The following is a 16,910-nucleotide window of genomic DNA, read 5'->3' as shown; positions in this document are numbered from 1 at the left end:
TTGTCCGTCAGCGTAAAGGGACGGATGAATAAGCACGTTGGGTGTACAAACAAAAGTGTTATCACTATGGATACAAAAAGCATTGTTTGACCAATATTCAAGGCATTGTTCAAAGGGTGATAACGACTGCAGCGAACCGCAGTGATACGAAGGAGCTTATTCCGCTATTGGAGAGTATAAACATTCCACAAGGCACAGCCATCCTGGCGGACAAAGGATATGCTTCTCGAGAAAATCGTTCGTACCTGCAAACACATCACCTTCAAGATGGCATTATGCACAAGGCACAACGCAACAGGGCATTGACCGAGCAAGAGAAACAGCGAAACAAAGCAATCAGTCCGATACGGACTACCATCGAACGCCCCTTTGGCAGTATTCGTCGGTGGTTTCATGGCGGACGATGTCGCTACCGGGGGCTTGCAAAGACCCATACCCAAAACATTCTTGAGAGCATCGCCTTTAACCTATACAGAACACCGGGGATAATTATGTCCTCATGTGTAGGATAAGACATAATTACCCTTGCGGAGATCGTTCATGTAGCTCCGCAAGGGTAATTTACAAGCCATTTTATTCCTTGTCCCTTGCTTCCCCCCAAATTCTTCCCTCCTTTTATCCGAAGAATACCTCTTTCCTACATCTCCTTATTTTTCAAAGGTCTCATGTAAATTAAGTAACAGTATCTTACTTACAAGACTTTCGAAAAGGCTCTCCATATGTAGAATAAGCTCCTCTTCAAAAGCGGCTAATTTCTTCTAGAAAAGTCACTAATCTTTCCCCAAAAAGATTAGTGACTTTTCGGAAGCGTATAATGTTCTCTCAATGAAATTCTGCAGATTTTACTCCGCTGAGATCTTATCGGCATACTGCTTCCAGCCTTTCGCTTTCTTATAAGTATCGACGGCTGAGGCCGGCACGCGTATCTGAAAGACGAACGGAGAATTGGTGTACAGCTCTCCTTCCAATATAGGAGGTATCTCTCCTAACATCCTGATTTGGATGATTGCGCTCTTTCCAAGGACACCATTTCCGATAGTTTGGACTCCTTTGGGAAATTCAATGGTACTGAATGTACAATCGGAAAAGACTCCTTTCCCACCTATTTCCTTTAGGCTTTCGGGGAGCTTGATGGAAGGCAGAGCTGCACAACCCAGAAAAGCACCTTCCTCGATTTTGATCACTCCATTGGGGATTGCGATGGTGGGCAATGTTTTACAACCAGATAATGCGAGCTTTTCTATTACCTTCACCGTCGAAGGGATATTAATTGATTGCAAAGCTTCATTCTCTACAAACCAATACCCTAAAGAAGTTATTCCTTCAGGCAACATTACCCGAGTCAGCTTAGAACAATAAGAGAATGCCCCACTTCCAATCTTGGTCGCAGGATTCGGAATAGTGACAGTCTCCAAACCGGAAGATTTGAAAGCTCCCTCTCCGATCTCCTTCAGACCTTGGGGCAATTTGATAGACGCCAAAACGCCACAACTGACAAAAGCAGCTTCGCCGATCTTCTGCAAAGCTGCGGGAAATTCAATAGCTGAAAAATGACATCCAAGAAAGGCCTTTCTGCCTATGACTTGCAACTGATCGGGAAATTCAATCTCTGAAATCCCGCATTTATAAAAGGCGTATTCTCCGATTATTTCCAAGGTCTCCGGCAGAATGACTTTCTCCAAATTGCGAAGCTCGTTAAATGTGGCATACAGTTTACTGTCCTCCCATTCTCCATTGGGGATCATTCTTCCTGTACAACTTTTCAGATTCAAAAAAATGGTCTGATTTTTGATAGAAGCAGCTTTAATAGTGCGCCTTAATTCTCTCCAATTGTCACCACTGTCGAGATTGATGCCCTTGAGACCGACTTTGTATTCCTTGTCAAAAGGTTGCTTTTGGAGCCAGCTATAAAGGTCTTCTATACTGGAAAACACTACAAAATCGCCAGGGATGTCTTCTTTCATCCATTTAGCATAAAGAGTGATATCTGATGTCTGAGTACTCACATCGTAGGGGAAAGAGATTTTTTTACTCAATCCGGCATCCTGATACCATCCATCGAAAGTGTTTCCTGTTTTAACAGGAGCCAAAGGCTCTGTCAAAGTTCCTCCCTTGAGCACCCTATCAACATGATTATCACCCGTTGGCCACGAACCGCCATTAAGTTCCCATGTAACATTCCAATATTCGGCAACAGCCTCTGACTGCCACTTAGCTCGCAGTGTAAAATCTCGTGTTACGGGTGTGTGAAAATCGTATGAACTCGTTCCATCCTCAGACCAACAGACAAAAACAAAGCCGGTCTTTTGGGGAACTATCGAAGGAGCTACAATTGTCTCTCCTTTTGCCACTCGCTGAGCCAGGGGAATAGGCATACCTCCATCTGCATCGAATGTCACAGTGAAATACACTTTTTCCTCTTCGTCCTTGTCTTTCGAACAAGAAAAGACAAAGAGAGAGAAGAAAATGCTCAGTAAATAAATAATAGTTAGTCTTTTGGTCATAGCAATTCTCTTTTTATTTCTTTCGATATTTGTTATCCGCAATTGGCAGACTTTGTACAGTTGCAAGTTTAGCAATTTTTTAGCTGTATCCACTTCCTAAATTAGTCCTGCTCTTCAGAATCTCTCATGGGAAATCCTTTTCAAAAAAAATAAGACACCGAATTCCTCTTTTCTTGCAATAATTCAAGTAAAAAAAACAGACAAAAAAAAGCCAATTCAATCAAAGGAGAGAAATATGCATATCATTTTAATACCATTTCAAAAAACTTCTGATCAACTTGAATACATCACGATAAGAACTATCTATACTAACGCGTATTGTCTTTTTCTCGTCAAACCAGATTTTTATTAAGTTTGCCGAGCAAGGGGTTGCGGTCTTTCTTTGGTGTTTACACTCAGAAGTTTTTAGTGTGAAATTAGATTGTGAGGAAAGTTTTTGTGCGGAATAATATCCGCAGTAGATCTTAGATCTCATATCTTCTTTCTTGTGTAGAGAACAAAGCACAAACAAACAACAGAGACGAGTGTAGAAAAAAAATGATGGGCATAAACTCTGCTTAGAAAAACGTATTTAAATAGCGAATAATGCATAAGTTAAACAACAAAATGAAAAACAAAATCAGTTCCGTTCTGCTTGCAGCAGGTCTTATGGTCTTGTCTCTTTTTTCTTGCGACAAGAAGGTAGAGGGTAGTAAAATCAACTTGATAACCAAGAATCTAGAACTTTCAATTGGTCAAACCGCCAAACTCGAAGTCTCAGTAACTCCCACAGGTCCACTTTCTTTCCTCTCTCTTGATGAGTCTATTGCCACTGTCGACAAAAATGGCATAGTGAAAGCTCAGGGAAAAGGCGAAACCTTTATCCAGGTAAAAGCTTCAAAAGCCCAACCAGAGAGAGTAAAAATAACAGTAAAAGAATGGGAAAGTACCCCTCCCAAGGGATCCGAGCTACCCATAGTAAAACTTTTTTTTAAAGATAAAGAGGAATTAATAGGAGCTGTTGGTCCTCACGAATTAGCCCTCGGTCGCCAACCGGCCTTAATTACCGTTGTCCTGCCTCTCAGTGGTTTTCTAAATAAAGAAAACAAAGTAGTAACAGCCACCATTTACGATCAAAGAAGAGAAAAGGGTACTATGGCTCTAACATTTGCATTCCTACGCAAGAATTGGGATGATCATCCCGAAGTGGCCACCGACTTGGAGAAAATGGGATTTGTAGCCACTTCCAAAGATCCTGTAAAAGGCTTCCTGGATGAACCTTGCTACCAATGGTCTCGCATGGATGGTATAAAAGCTGAGATTGTTGATGACAAATACAGAGAAGAGTTAAACAGCAACTCTCTGCTTATCTTTTACAAGAAAAAGTAGTAGACACCAATAAGCAGCATCAAATGGGAGAAGCAATCTCAGCTCTCCCATTTGAATTTTAAGAAGGTACACTCTCGATAATCCCTTTTAAAGGGAAAGGAAATCTATTCTGGTGAGTGTTTGTATCCAAACTCTATCTTAGTTCCAAGTACAATGAAACAAATTTTATCTTCGGTGCTCTTGTCATTGTTGACTGTGAGTATGCTTTTACTGTCTTCTTGCACAAAAGAAGATAAACCACAACAAAAAGTTGAGATTAAGTTAAATAGCCCTCTGTCAATGACTATAGCAATGGGTCAGTATGTAAAATTGAAAGTTACTACAGAGCCTGAGACCATTCTAAATTGGAGCAGCAAAAACCCAACTGTTGTCAAAGTAAACCAATCCGGCGAGCTTTGGGCTATGCAGGAAGGTGTTACTCAAGTTGTTATTTCAGCAGAAAAGGCCAAAGATGTAGTGATAGATGTAGAGGTAAAAAAATCGGAATTACCTCTACTAAAATTCGTAAAAAACGACTTAGACGAAGACATTGTCTCTTATGAAAAGAATGTTGGTCGTGTTTTCAACCGAGAAATAAATTTCTTAAATAGATCAAGATTCCCTGGGTATTTGAATGTAGATCTACCAACGATCCCCGTGGTGATATATGGTATTGCAAACAAAACACACAAGATAATCATGTGTTATTCCAAAGAAACTTTGGATAGATTTGAGCGCACTGAGAAATTGATGCTTGATGCAGGGTTTGGGAAACCAGAGCGAGTTACTTTGGAACCGGACGGTGATCCTGCAATCAAATGGCAAAAGGGAAATATCGAGGCTATTCTTTTCTCATTTATTCATAAAGAGTATGGAACTAGAACCGTTCTTCAATTTATGGAGGAGGGTCAATACTCCAAGGAAGAGAAGATAGTAGAAGTCCTGCATCCCGTAGTGGAAGATGTCAAAGATTTTCCATCCATGCAAGCTCTAACTGGTTCTTTGGAAGATATAGAATCTTTCGAGAAAGGATTGGGCTTCAGAGAAAGAGGGAAAGCTTCGAACCCTGAAAATCCAGCCTACTATCCCCTTGAGGAAAAAACAATGTTGAGTAATTTTGATGCCGTAATATACATTCGTAAACCTCAACAGCAGAAGGAAAGGCCATACCTAAATACCAGACTCAACTGTTTGGCAAAGGTTGAAGATGTGAAAAATGAGAGCTTCAATAAGTGGATCCGCCTCAACTGTGGAGAAGGAGGAGAATGGAAGCTTAATGCGAATAAAACAAAAGCACAACTACTGACCAAAACCCATTTGCTTGTGGTATACCTTTCCGGAGAGTACATTTTGATGCAAATTTTTGACCCTGCGGTTTTGAATGGAACATCTAAACAACTCACTCTGTAGATATACAAGTAGGGGTACCGAATATTGACATCCGTATTTAATAATCAACTAAAAAGACAATGAGAAAATCATTTAGTATAGCCTTGATGGCAATTGCTTCTGTTTTGCTTCTTTCCCTCTTCTCTTGTGATAAAGAGAAAACAGAAGTGAAGATCAAGTTAGATCAGAAGGAAGTCTCAGTAACAAAAGGACGTACCAAGACTGTTACAGTCACAACCACTCCTCGCACTCCGGTAAGTTGGAAGTCTTTGGACGAAAAGATAGCGAAAGTTTCTGATGGCAAAATTGAGGGAGTTGAGATTGGCGAAACTACGATTATCATTTCTGCAAAGAATGCAAAAGATGTGCAACTCAAAGTGATTGTAAAGCCTCAGGGAACAGTAAATACTGAACTTCCTCTTTTCAACTTCTCTACAAATGACCAGGATCCCAATATCGTCGAGCATGAAGAAGGAGTTGGAAGAGAACACATGTCTAATGTGGATATTTGGGGACAAAAATTCCCTGGCTACGTCAACAAAGACCTGACAATCACGGCTGTTGTTTACGGAATTCGCGCTGCAGGCCGAGACTTGATTCTCTGTCATACAACCGAGACTTTAGCTTCTCAAGCACCAAAAATCAATGAAATGATGGTCGAACAGAATTATCCGGAATCAAGTGTCTCCAGTGATGGCAGTTCACTTATTTGGGACAATGGAGGGCCTGTTTTTGCTCAATTAGAAAAGAACGAAGCACCTGACTATAAGGGCAAATCTACTCTTACTATTTGGAGATACTCCATACACCCTGTAGTAAAGAATGCAAAAGACTTTCCTGATCTCTCTTATGTGAAACTTTCCCCTTCAAATGAAGACAAGAAAAAACTCCAAGAACATGAGAAAAAATTGGGTCTAAGAAAAGAAACTCCTGGAGGAGAATTAGATTACACACTTGAAGGAGAGAAATTTGAGCAAAGTAATATCAGACGAGTTATTTACAGACAAGGGAATATTGCAATAGTGCTCAACTGCATAGAGGATATTCACGATGTAAAGAAACCCGATTTTATAGAATGGCTCAAAATAAATGGAATTGAACCTCAAGAATGGGATTACTCGGAAAAACACAATGCCTATGGTTTCAAATTCGGTGATAAATATTTCTCTATTCTGTATATGAGTGATTTCAGAGGTATAACAATGCTCGTGAATACAACTGGTAATTAACCAACAATAGAGAAGACATAGGAAGCTGTTCTCTTAACAAAGAGATGATACACACAAGAGGCTGTGCTGATATTTGGCACAGCCTCTTTGTTGTGAAATCATACAATCTGTTCTTTGCAGATGAAAAGTCTCTTTTTTAGCATCTTAATAGTTTTTGGCAGCTTTAGGGGGGGGGATAGAAAGGTTTGAAACTGAAGAGGAAGAGAAAGAGAGAGATGACTAGAGCTTAGTTTCGTAATAGTATATTAGTCATTCCTTAAAGAAGTTTTTAAGGAATGACTAAGTAGCTCAAGATCGAAAGAGCAAAAACTGATACAAATAAAAAAGAAGAGGCTGTGTCAAAATATGGTATTCAACACAGCCCCTTTTACTTTATATAAACTTTTGAAGTTATTATGGACTGAATAGTTTCAAAACCCAGACAGGAGATAAGAAAACTACTCTCATATCAAATTTATCAGTGAGCAACAGTCAGTTTGAAAACCTTATCACCAGATATTATTACGTAGTGACCGTCAGAGACTTTTGCAAGATTCAGGCGAGCCAAACCATCGCTATCAGCAACTGTCGTAAGCAAGCATTCAGCATTCATAGCTAAGAGTCTAACCTCTGCGAACGGATATGTTGCAACAATAACATAATCTTGAGCAGGGTTGGGATAAACAGCATAATTGGCGTCTTCAGCAAGCTCGATATCAGATGGTTTCACTCCCGGATAAATTACTCCCTTACCTTGATTTTTGCCATTGCTATAGTCGAGCACTAACCAGTTTTTATCCCCTGCTATTTTCACAGCATCCGTGTTACACACATTTTTCTCTTCTCGATTCAACTTATCCCTGCTTTCTACCACATAAAACTTTCCTTCTTTACCTTTCAACTGATCATACTTCCTCATCGGGAGAGTTCTGACCAAATGCAACATTTCGTATTCGGGGATCTCGTTGAGAAAAACGCGCACATCACGGACATGGGTGTTATTGGAAAAATCTATGGTTCTGACTTTGGTTGCATGACAATCAATCTCTCTTAGATTCAGGCATTGGGAAACATCAACTTTTTCGATTGGATTATTGCTACATTCCAAATTCTTCAAAGAAGAGGATTTGCTCAAATCAAGTTCTTTGATCTTGTTCTTATGACAACGCAAGCTCTCCAAGTTTTCATTGGCAGTCACATCTAATTTTTCTATTTCGTTTTTGTAACACAGCAACACAGAGAGATTAGGACAGTTGGACACATCTAGCTCTGTAATGTCGTTTTCATAACAGTAGAACCATGAGATGTCTCCCTTGATTTTTACCTCTTGGGAATTTAAAGTGTAATTGCAGAATTTTTTGTTTACGAAGCTACTCCCATCAATACCCTCAAATTCCACTTTTCCAGTGGCAATGATGTAGAGGCGAACAAAAACTCCTTCTCCAGGTTGTTTTTTTGTCTTGAAGGAGATATAGTTTTCAGCATGCACTTGGGAAAAACTCAGTGCAGCAAACAGGGCGATAAAAATCACCCCTAAAGAACGGAGAGAGATTTTTTTCATTTCTAATTCCTTTTAGATTAGCAAGATTATATATTCAAAATCACAAAGTATCACATACTGTCGATACTGCCGACCAGGGGAGTCTTTTCAATACTCCGGTCTGTATTTGCCGGCTTTGCTATCGCCCAATATACTCAGATAACTATTGTAACGAGTAGGGGCAATTTTACCCTCCTCAACAGCCTTTAGTACAGCACAATCCGGCTCATGCAAATGCGTACAATTGGCAAATCTGCAATGGGCAGACATTGCAAATATCTCGGGAAAGTAATGAGAGGCATCTGCCTCATCCATCTCTATCGTACCAAAACCTTTGATACCAGGAGAGTCTATCAAATATCCACCCTGCGAAAGAGGGATCATTTCGGAATAAGTAGTGGTATGCATTCCGGTCTGGTGAATATCCGATATGGCAGCAGTCCGCAAATGAAGTCCCGGAACAAGGGCATTGATAAGCGTACTCTTACCCACCCCAGAATGTCCACTGACAAGAGTTATACGCCCTGTCATGTGCTGCCCTAAATCTTCTATTCCTTCTCCGGTGACAGCAGAGGTGGCAAAACAGCGATAACCGATATTGCGGTATAAATCAAGCAGATACTCAAGAGCCTCCTGCTCCGGCTCTGCGTAGTCGTCTATTTTGTTGAAAACCAGCTCCACCGGTACAGAATAGGCCTCGGCCGTAGCCAAAAATCGATCAATGAAAGTTGTAGACGTTTCCGGTCGTGCCACAGTACAGACCAAAAGGGCAGCATCCAGATTAGCTCCCAGTATATGAACCTCTTTGGAAAGGTTGGAAGCTCGCCGAATGATATAGTTGCGCCGTGGCAATATTCGTCTGATATAGCAGACCGCATCATCCTCCGTAGTAGAGCGAGGATCAACCTCAACCCTATCTCCCACAGCGATGGGATTGGTAGAACGTATTCCTTTTAGGCGCAAACTACCCTTGGCCCGGCAATCTAATTGAAGCCCGTCATCCGTCAGCACAGTGTAGTGGCTGCCGGTATTGCAAATCACCAAACCTTGGAGCATAGCTGAAGAAAAAGAAGCAGGGAGGCCAAGGCCTTTCACCTCTCTTGCCCTGCTTCGATCTCGTGTCAGACAGTCATTATTTCTTTTTCTTTGTCAGCGAAGATTTCATCGATCTTCTTGATATAGGCATCATGCACTTTCTGAGCTTCGGATTCGGCATCTTTGGCCACATCTTCCGGAGTAGAATCTGCCTTGACTGATTTCTTGATCTTGTCTATAGCATCACGTCTGGCATTACGTACACTTATCTTAGCATCTTCGGCTTCTGTCTTTATCTGTTTGACAAGCTGCTTGCGTCTTTCCTCGGTAAGAGGAGGGATTCCCAAGCGAATCAACTCTCCGTTGTTTTCGGGTGTAATACCCAATGGAGAATCGATGATAGCTTTCTCTATATCCCGAATGATTTTCTTTTCCCAAGGAGTAATCACAATGCTGCGTGCATCGGGAACAGTCACCGTAGCAACCTGAGTCAGAGGAGTTGGAGCACCGTAGTACTCTACCATAATCCCATCCAAAATTTTAGGGTTTGCCTTACCTGCCCTAATACGAGCAAGGGTTTCTTCGAGGTATTCTACTGCATCTTGCATACCCATCCGGGCTTCGGAGATGTATTCTTGAATATCCATATACGTATTTAGTTTGGTGTGTTTATTCCTTGTTGTTAGCGAACGATAGTCCCTATAGCTTCTCCTCTAAGTACAGCCTGCAAATTGCCGGGTTTGTCCATATCGAAGACAACGATAGGTAGAGCATTTTCCCTGCACAAAGTAGAAGCCGTAAGGTCCATTACCTTGAGCTTTCGCTCGTATATTTCATCATAGCTGATGGTATCGAATTTCTTGGCAGTAGGGTCTTTCTCCGGGTCAGCGGTATAAATCCCATCCACTCTGGTCCCCTTGAGCATAGCATCGGCTTCGATCTCTATTCCTCTGAGGGCCGCACCTGTATCCGTGGTAAAGTAGGGATTTCCAGTTCCGCAGGAAAGTATCACTACATGCCCCTGACGCAACAAACTGTCTGCTTTCCATTTGCTGTAGAACTCACCCACCGGCTCCATACGCACAGCAGTCAGCACATCTGCATGCACACCTGCATGCCTCAGAGCCGAGCAAAGAGCCAAGCTATTGATCACGGTCGCCAGCATACCCATTTGATCTCCACTGTACCTATCAATACCGGTATAGGTACCGGTCACTCCACGAAATATATTACCACCCCCTATTACAATAGCAATCTCTATGCCCCTCTCATGGGCTTCCTTAATGTCTTGCACATAGGCACTCAATCTATGGGCATCTATACCATGCTTGCCGGAGGCTGCCAAGGACTCTCCGCTTAATTTGAGTAACACACGGTGATAAGGCTGGTTGAGAGTGTTCATTGTTAAATGTTTTGTTTACGCTTCTACAAAGATAAACGAACCCAAGAGCTATACAAAGCTACTCTATACTACACTCCGCAAAGATACCCCTACCTCAACTCCAGCACCCGACTTCCATCTGCCTGCTCACTGATATGTATCCTCACAGTATCATCCGGCAAGATTGGCTCCAGAACCTCCGGCCATTCGATAAAACATATTGCACCGGAAGCAAAATAGTCTTCCGCCCCGAGGTTGAGAGCATCCTGTACTTGCTCCAGACGATAGCAGTCGAAGTGATAAATTGTCTCTCCTGTTGGTTCACTTCGGTACTCATTAATAATGGAGAATGTCGGACTATTGATCACATCTTTCACACCGAGGGCTTCACATACGGCCTTAATAAAGGTCGTCTTGCCTGTCCCCATAGGAGCATAGAAAGCAAAGACTCTCCGAGAGCCTATTTCGGAAGCAAACTGATTCGCCACCAGGGAGAGATCCTCGAGGGTATGGATTGTATAGCTGGTTTTCATTTTAGATTTCTACTTGGCTTGCATATCAACTACCGGGATAAGCAATTCTTCGAGCGATATACCGCCATGCTGAAAGGTACCCTGGTAATACTGCACATAGTGATTGAAATTATTGGGGTAGGCAAAGAAGTCACTGCCCGTGGCAAATATGTACTTGCCCGACAGGCCGGGTCTAGGTAACCCATACTGCTCCGGTTTGAGGATTTCATATACTTCTTTTTCCTTGTATGTCAGGTTCTTGGCCGCCTTGTATCGCAGATTGGTGTTGAGACTTCGATCTCCTATCACTTTTAACGCTTCGTGTACACGTATGGTGCCGTGATCAGTGGTAAGGATGACTCGTGCCCCTTGCTGAGCAATGCGTTTGAACATCTCCATGGCAGTAGAGTGCTCAAACCAGCTCTTGGTAATAGAGCGATAAGCAGCTTCCGAGCCGGCCAGCTCCCGCATCATCTTGCTTTCTGTACGAGCATGCGACATCATATCCACAAAATTGAGTACGATCACATTCAGGTCATACTGTTTCAGGCTATTGATTCGTCCGAGAAGTTTCTCTCCAAAAGCCGTATCATAGACTTTGTGGTAAGAGAAAGAATAGTTTTTACGATATCGCTGCAGAAGAGCCGAAAGCAACTGTTCTTCGTATTGATTCTTACCCTCTTCACTCTCCTCGTCTATCCACATATCAGGATACATTCGGGCAATGTCGGCCGGCATAAGCCCTGCAAAGATTGCATTGCGTGCATAATGCGTTACCGAGGGGAGTATTGAGCAATAGAGATCCTCATCGAAGCTGTAGTAAGGAGTGAGCAAAGTCTTGACTGCTTCCCATTGATCCAGACGAAAGTTGTCGATCAATATGAAGAAAACTTTCTCGCCTGCATCTAACAGAGGTAACACTTTAGTTTTGATAAGCTCGGAGCTCATCAGAGGCCGCCCCTGTCCTGCCATCCAGTCCGCGTAATGTTCTTTAACAAACTTAACAAACTGCAAATTGGCCTCTCGTTTTTGCATCTCAAGCATTTCAGCCATATCGGGAGCCGATTGCTCCAACTCAAGATCCCAGTAGACAAGTTTCCGATACAATTCTTTCCACTGCTCCATACTGTTGCAGTCGGATATCTGTACAGACAAATCGGAAAAATCCTGACGGTAGCTCTGTATGGCCGACTCATTTTTGAGAGTATGCTCATGCACATGTTTTTTGAGAGAAAGCAAAAGCTGGTTAGGGTTGATCGGTTTGATCAGGTAATCCGAAATGCTACGACCTATGGCTTCATTCATGAGTTGCTCCTCTTCGCTCTTGGTCACCATAACGACTGGGATATGAGCTTTCAAGGCTTTGATCCGAAGCAGTGTTTCCAATCCGGTAAGCCCGGGCATCATCTCATCCAGAAATATAATATCATAGTCCTGCTCACGCAGGGCTTCCAAAGCATCAAGACCGCTATTTACAGCTGTAACATCATAGCCTTTAGCTTCGAGAAAAAGGATGTGTGGACGCAGCAAATCTATCTCATCATCCGCCCACAATATGCTGTATCTTCTCATAGGAAATTCGTTTTATCTACTCCGCTCAAAGGTACAAAAGAGCAGAGACCTCCCAACTTCTCGATTGAGGCTCCTAACAAAATCGATCAGAGAGAAATAGGAAAGCAAGTTGGAGATGTACTCCATAGGTCGCATTTTGTAACTTTGCCGGCACCATGTACAATGTGAAAGAAATACGCCAACAATTCCCTCTGCTGAACCGACTTGTCAGCGGTAAGCCCTATATATATATGGACAATGCAGCCACAACGCAGAAACCACAATCTGTGTTGGATGCAATTACAGAGTCATACAGCTGCTACAATGCCAACATCCACAGGGGAGTGCATTACCTCAGCCGAATGGCTACCGAGAGACATGAGCAGGCCAGACAGCGGATTGCGACCTATCTGAATGCAGCCGATTCCTCCTCTATTTTGTTTGTTCGAGGAACGACCGAAGCAATCAATCTGGTGGCCTCCTCTTATGGGAAAGAGCACTTTAGCCCCGGTTCGGAGCTAATCCTGAGCACAGCCGAGCACCACTCCAATATCGTTCCATGGCAATTAGCAGGAGAACAAGTGGGGCTCAAACTGCGAGTCATTCCCCTCTTAGAAGATGGTTCGTTGGACTTGGCCACCTACGAAAAACTCTTCTCTCCTCAAACCGCAATGGTCGCCATTGCCGGTATCAGCAATGTGCTCGGCATTGTCAATCCAGTAAAACAAATGATAGAGATCGCTCACCGACACAAGGTACCGGTGTTGGTGGATGCAGCCCAAATGATTGCCCACAGTAGAGTGGATGTACAAGACCTTGACTGTGACTTTTTGGCCTTTTCTGCACACAAAATTTACGGTCCTAACGGATTAGGAGTCCTCTATGGAAAAAGAGAGCTGCTCGAAACGATGCCTCCCTACCAAGGAGGGGGAGAAATGATTGCCAAGGTAAGTTTCGACAAAACAACTTACAATGAGCTCCCCTACAAATTTGAAGCAGGAACGCCCGACTATGTAGGGTCTGTAGCATTGTCCGCAGCACTGGACTTTGTGGAGGAGTTGGGGATCGAGTCCATAGCCCGGCATGAAGCTGAGCTATCCCATCAAATCATAGAGGGGCTTGAGCAGATAAAGGGATTTCGCTTTCTGGGGACAAGCCGGGAACGAGCCGGTGTTATTTCTTTTCTAATCGGGGATATTCATCACTACGACATGGGGATGCTGCTTGATCAGCAAGGTGTTGCCGTTCGCACGGGGCATCACTGCGCCCAGCCCCTGATGGACTATTTTGGTCTGAGCGGCACTGTGCGCGTCTCTGTCGGCCTCTACAATACGGAGGAAGATGTGCAGGCTTTCTTGAAAGCCATAAAGCGGACCGTCACGATGTTTTGAATCAGAGATCCAAAATGCTCCGATCTCACTATCAACCGGGTAGAAGTTCCGAGTGTGGATGTGACGAGGCCGGCCGTGGCTGTTTGGCTGGACCGGTCTTTGCCGCAGCGGTTATCCTGCCTCCGGACTTTTCTTGCGACCTGCTCAATGACTCGAAAAAACTTTCGGTCAGAAAACGGGAAGCTCTAAGAGTTTTGATTGAACGCGAAGCCCTCGCTTGGTCTGTGGCCAGCGTCTCGGCTGAGGAGATAGACCAAATCAATATCCTGCGAGCCTCTTTTCTGGCTATGCACAGGGCAATTGCCTCTCTTAGCATTTCTCCTGAACTCCTTTTGATAGACGGGAATCGTTTTGAGCCATTCGGAAACCTTCCTCACTATTGCATAGTACATGGTGATGCTCTCTATCAGAGCATCGCAGCCGCCTCCATTTTAGCGAAGACACATAGAGACAGCTATATGCAAGAAGCCGCCTTGCGTTTTCCCGGCTACGATTGGGAGCACAACATGGGCTACCCGACTAAGACCCATAGAGAAGCGATCGCACGGCTGGGAACGACACCTATTCATCGACTTACTTTTCGCCTTCACTGACAGACTGCCCTGGATATCGACAGTAACATAGCGAGAGCCATGTTGTACAACAGTCTCTAAAGGATTGAGTATCCATGGGCTAAGGGTCGGTTCTTTCGCAAGTTTAGCTTAACTTTGCTCCATCAAAGCTGGTGCTATGACGCAAGAGGAGCAGTACGATGTAAAGAGGCTTGGCGACAATGTTGCCCGTCTCATGGATCTTGTACGTACTCAAGCAGCACGGATAGAGCAGCTCGAAGCAACCATTCGGGAGCAGGAAGAGCGCATAAAGGTAGCAGAACTGCAATGTGCAGTAGCCAAGGGGAAATCCGAGACCTTGCTTACCGCCCGAGCCATAGCCACAAGCCAAGAAGAAATAAAGCAGACCAAACAGCGTTTGGACTGCCTGATAGAAGATATAGATAAGTGCATAGCACTACTTGAAACAGAATAATGGATTCGACAGAAGGCAGACAACAGAGCATTACCCTCATTGTGCAAGGCATACGTCTGCCATTGGTCGTGGATAGCAGGCTGGAGCCATGCTATCGTATGGCTGCTGCTGAGCTCAACGCTCGCATAGAATCTTACAAGGTGCAATATGGGCAAAGTGATCGCATTTCTCCCGAAGACTATCTTGCCATGGCGGCTCTGGATAGGTCTTATTACTTGCATCGCACTCGTAAGGAGGTGGATACAGCCCCTCTTATGGAAGAAGTCAGACGTCTTAATAGCTCAGTAGAGGAGTTTTTACGCCAATACCGCTAACAAAAGTCTGTTCATCCCGCGCTTGTTCGACTGTCTATACTCTCTCCTACTCTTTCTTCTTGTCCTTGATAGCTTGAGACATACCACCGATGGGGGGTGTGTCTTTGTTGTATGATTTTTAAACGAATAGCTAAGAATAATGGCAGTAGAAAGCACAACCTTGATCATAGCGATCATGACTTTTTTGCTGGGCCTGGTCGTAGCCTGGGCCGTGCAGCGATCTCTTTTGAAGCAAAAGGCCGCTAAAAGATTGGCCGAAGCAGAAAGAGAATCGGAAGTTATCAAACAGAAAAAACTCCTCGAAGTAAAGGAACGGTTTATTCAGCTCAAGTCCGATCTGGAGAAGCAAGTCAATCAGCGTACAGCCAAGTTGCAACAGTCCGAGAGCAAAATACGCAATAGAGAGCGCAACCTCGTGCAAAAGCAAGAAGAACTTGCAAAGAAAAACCAAGAGTTAGATACCATTCGGGAAAATCTGACAGCCCAAATGGGTATTCTCGACAATAAGCAGAAGGAGCTTGACGACCTGTCACGTAGACAAAGAGAGCAGCTGGAGTCTCTCTCCGGAATGTCTGCCGAGGAAGCAAAGAACTACTTGGTAGAAAATCTGAAAGATGAAGCCAAGAATGAGGCCTCCGGCTATATCAATGATATCATCGAAGAAGCCAAAATGACGGCAAACAAGGAAGCCAAGCGCATCGTGATACAAAGCATACAGCGAGTGGCTACTGAAACTGCCATCGAAAACTCTGTAACAGTCTTCCATATAGAAAATGACGAGATCAAGGGTCGGATCATCGGACGTGAGGGACGCAATATCCGGGCCTTGGAAGCTGCTACCGGTATAGAGATCATTGTGGACGATACACCTGAGGCGATTGTGCTCTCCGGCTTCGATCCGGTACGCAGAGAAGTGGCTCGTCTGGCCTTACACCAACTGGTACAGGATGGACGCATCCACCCGGCACGCATCGAAGAGGTAGTAGCCAAAGTGAGAAAGCAGATAGAGGAAGAGATCATAGAGACAGGTAAGCGCACAATGATCGACCTCGGTATCCACGGTCTGCACCCCGAGCTGATACGTCTTGTCGGTAAAATGAAGTATCGCTCTTCCTATGGACAAAACCTTCTCCAACACTCCCGAGAAACAGCCAATCTATGTGCAGTGATGGCTTCAGAATTGGGGCTCAACCCAAAGAAAGCCAAGCGAGCCGGCCTGTTGCACGACATAGGTAAAGTGCCAGATGACGAACCCGAATTGCCACATGCTCTGCTGGGGATGAAGCTCTGCCAGAAATACAAGGAAAAACCGGATATATGCAATGCTGTAGGTGCACATCACGATGAAACCGAGATGACCTCTCTATTGGCACCTATCGTGCAGGTGTGCGATGCCATCAGTGGTGCTCGCCCCGGTGCACGTCGTGAGATTGTCGAGGCTTATATCAAACGTCTCAACGACTTGGAGCAGTTAGCTCTCTCCTACCCCGGTGTAATAAAAACGTACGCTATTCAGGCCGGTCGTGAGTTGCGTGTGATAGTAGGGGCCGAACATACCGATGACAACTCGATTGCGACCCTATCCAACGAAATTGCAAGGCGCATACAAGAGGAAATGACCTACCCGGGACAGGTCAAGATTACCGTTATACGCGAAACTCGCTCAGTGAGCTACGCCAAATAAAAAGGAGGAGAAAAGCAGAATCTTTTCT

Annotated in this window: 15 protein-coding genes and 1 pseudogene; 9 read left to right on the top strand and 7 right to left on the bottom strand. The window is 44.0% G+C overall.

What is annotated here, in order from left to right:
• A pseudogene (locus B5D48_RS07115) lies at positions 1 to 512 on the top strand (transposase); the annotation flags it as partial.
• Between the two features lie 330 nt (positions 513 to 842).
• Here the strand turns inward: B5D48_RS07115 and B5D48_RS07110 are convergent.
• The gene (locus B5D48_RS07110) at positions 843 to 2,504 is read right to left on the bottom strand and encodes a leucine-rich repeat protein (RefSeq protein WP_023938069.1); all 1,662 of its coding nucleotides are present in this window, start codon (positions 2,502 to 2,504) and stop codon (positions 843 to 845) included.
• 606 nt (positions 2,505 to 3,110) lie between these two features.
• Between B5D48_RS07110 and B5D48_RS07105 the strand changes: the two genes are divergently transcribed.
• From B5D48_RS07105 to B5D48_RS07095, 3 genes are all read left to right on the top strand, one after another.
• Entirely contained in the window at positions 3,111 to 3,872 is a 762-nt protein-coding gene (locus B5D48_RS07105; RefSeq protein WP_042120424.1) for an Ig-like domain-containing protein, read from the top strand.
• A gap of 291 nt (positions 3,873 to 4,163) precedes the next feature.
• Entirely contained in the window at positions 4,164 to 5,261 is a 1,098-nt protein-coding gene (locus B5D48_RS07100; protein ID WP_148292444.1) for an Ig-like domain-containing protein, read from the top strand.
• Positions 5,262 to 5,320: 59 nt separating this feature from the next.
• A complete protein-coding gene (locus B5D48_RS07095; protein ID WP_023941451.1) occupies positions 5,321 to 6,469 on the top strand; it encodes an Ig-like domain-containing protein in 1,149 nt (382 codons plus the stop codon).
• Positions 6,470 to 6,926: 457 nt separating this feature from the next.
• Here B5D48_RS07095 and B5D48_RS07090 read toward each other — a convergent pair whose 3' ends face one another.
• The 6 genes from B5D48_RS07090 to porX all read right to left on the bottom strand — a co-directional run bounded on the left by B5D48_RS07090 (position 6,927) and on the right by porX (position 12,488).
• A complete protein-coding gene (locus tag B5D48_RS07090) occupies positions 6,927 to 8,009 on the bottom strand; it encodes a leucine-rich repeat domain-containing protein (RefSeq protein WP_023938073.1) in 1,083 nt (360 codons plus the stop codon).
• An 87-nt stretch (positions 8,010 to 8,096) separates the two neighbouring features.
• A complete protein-coding gene (rsgA, locus tag B5D48_RS07085; RefSeq protein WP_036888315.1) occupies positions 8,097 to 9,044 on the bottom strand; it encodes a ribosome small subunit-dependent GTPase A in 948 nt (315 codons plus the stop codon).
• A 65-nt stretch (positions 9,045 to 9,109) separates the two neighbouring features.
• Complete coding sequence (gene frr / locus B5D48_RS07080; RefSeq protein ID WP_023938075.1) at positions 9,110 to 9,670, bottom strand: ribosome recycling factor; 561 nt, start codon at positions 9,668 to 9,670, stop codon at positions 9,110 to 9,112.
• Positions 9,671 to 9,705: 35 nt separating this feature from the next.
• On the bottom strand, positions 9,706 to 10,425 hold the full coding sequence (gene pyrH, locus B5D48_RS07075) for a UMP kinase (RefSeq protein ID WP_023938076.1): 720 nt from the start codon (positions 10,423 to 10,425) through the stop codon (positions 9,706 to 9,708).
• Positions 10,426 to 10,514: 89 nt separating this feature from the next.
• Positions 10,515 to 10,937, bottom strand: coding sequence for a tRNA (adenosine(37)-N6)-threonylcarbamoyltransferase complex ATPase subunit type 1 TsaE (tsaE, locus tag B5D48_RS07070; protein WP_023938077.1), 423 nt, complete (start codon positions 10,935 to 10,937; stop codon positions 10,515 to 10,517).
• A 9-nt stretch (positions 10,938 to 10,946) separates the two neighbouring features.
• Complete coding sequence (gene porX / locus B5D48_RS07065) at positions 10,947 to 12,488, bottom strand: T9SS response regulator signal transducer PorX (protein WP_042120426.1); 1,542 nt, start codon at positions 12,486 to 12,488, stop codon at positions 10,947 to 10,949.
• 155 nt (positions 12,489 to 12,643) lie between these two features.
• On the opposite strand from porX, the gene B5D48_RS07060 reads away from it, so the two are divergent.
• The 5 genes from B5D48_RS07060 to rny all read left to right on the top strand — a co-directional run bounded on the left by B5D48_RS07060 (position 12,644) and on the right by rny (position 16,882).
• Positions 12,644 to 13,858 (top strand): aminotransferase class V-fold PLP-dependent enzyme, encoded by a 1,215-nt coding sequence (locus B5D48_RS07060; RefSeq protein WP_023938080.1) that lies wholly within the window; start codon positions 12,644 to 12,646, stop codon positions 13,856 to 13,858.
• 14 nt (positions 13,859 to 13,872) lie between these two features.
• Complete coding sequence (locus B5D48_RS07055; RefSeq protein WP_023938081.1) at positions 13,873 to 14,451, top strand: ribonuclease HII; 579 nt, start codon at positions 13,873 to 13,875, stop codon at positions 14,449 to 14,451.
• Between the two features lie 136 nt (positions 14,452 to 14,587).
• Positions 14,588 to 14,884, top strand: coding sequence for a hypothetical protein (locus tag B5D48_RS07050; protein WP_023938082.1), 297 nt, complete (start codon positions 14,588 to 14,590; stop codon positions 14,882 to 14,884).
• Positions 14,884 to 15,198, top strand: a complete 315-nt coding sequence (locus B5D48_RS07045; RefSeq protein ID WP_023938083.1) for a cell division protein ZapA — start codon at positions 14,884 to 14,886, stop codon at positions 15,196 to 15,198. Before B5D48_RS07050 ends, B5D48_RS07045 begins: the two co-directional genes overlap by 1 nt.
• A 139-nt stretch (positions 15,199 to 15,337) precedes the next feature.
• Positions 15,338 to 16,882, top strand: coding sequence for a ribonuclease Y (rny, locus tag B5D48_RS07040; RefSeq protein ID WP_023941438.1), 1,545 nt, complete (start codon positions 15,338 to 15,340; stop codon positions 16,880 to 16,882).
• Positions 16,883 to 16,910 lie beyond the last annotated feature (28 nt).

It is taken from the genome of Porphyromonas crevioricanis, assembly GCF_900167225.1.
In the GTDB taxonomy this organism is placed as follows: domain Bacteria; phylum Bacteroidota; class Bacteroidia; order Bacteroidales; family Porphyromonadaceae; genus Porphyromonas; species Porphyromonas crevioricanis.
This window is presented reverse-complemented; position numbering and strand designations above follow the sequence as displayed.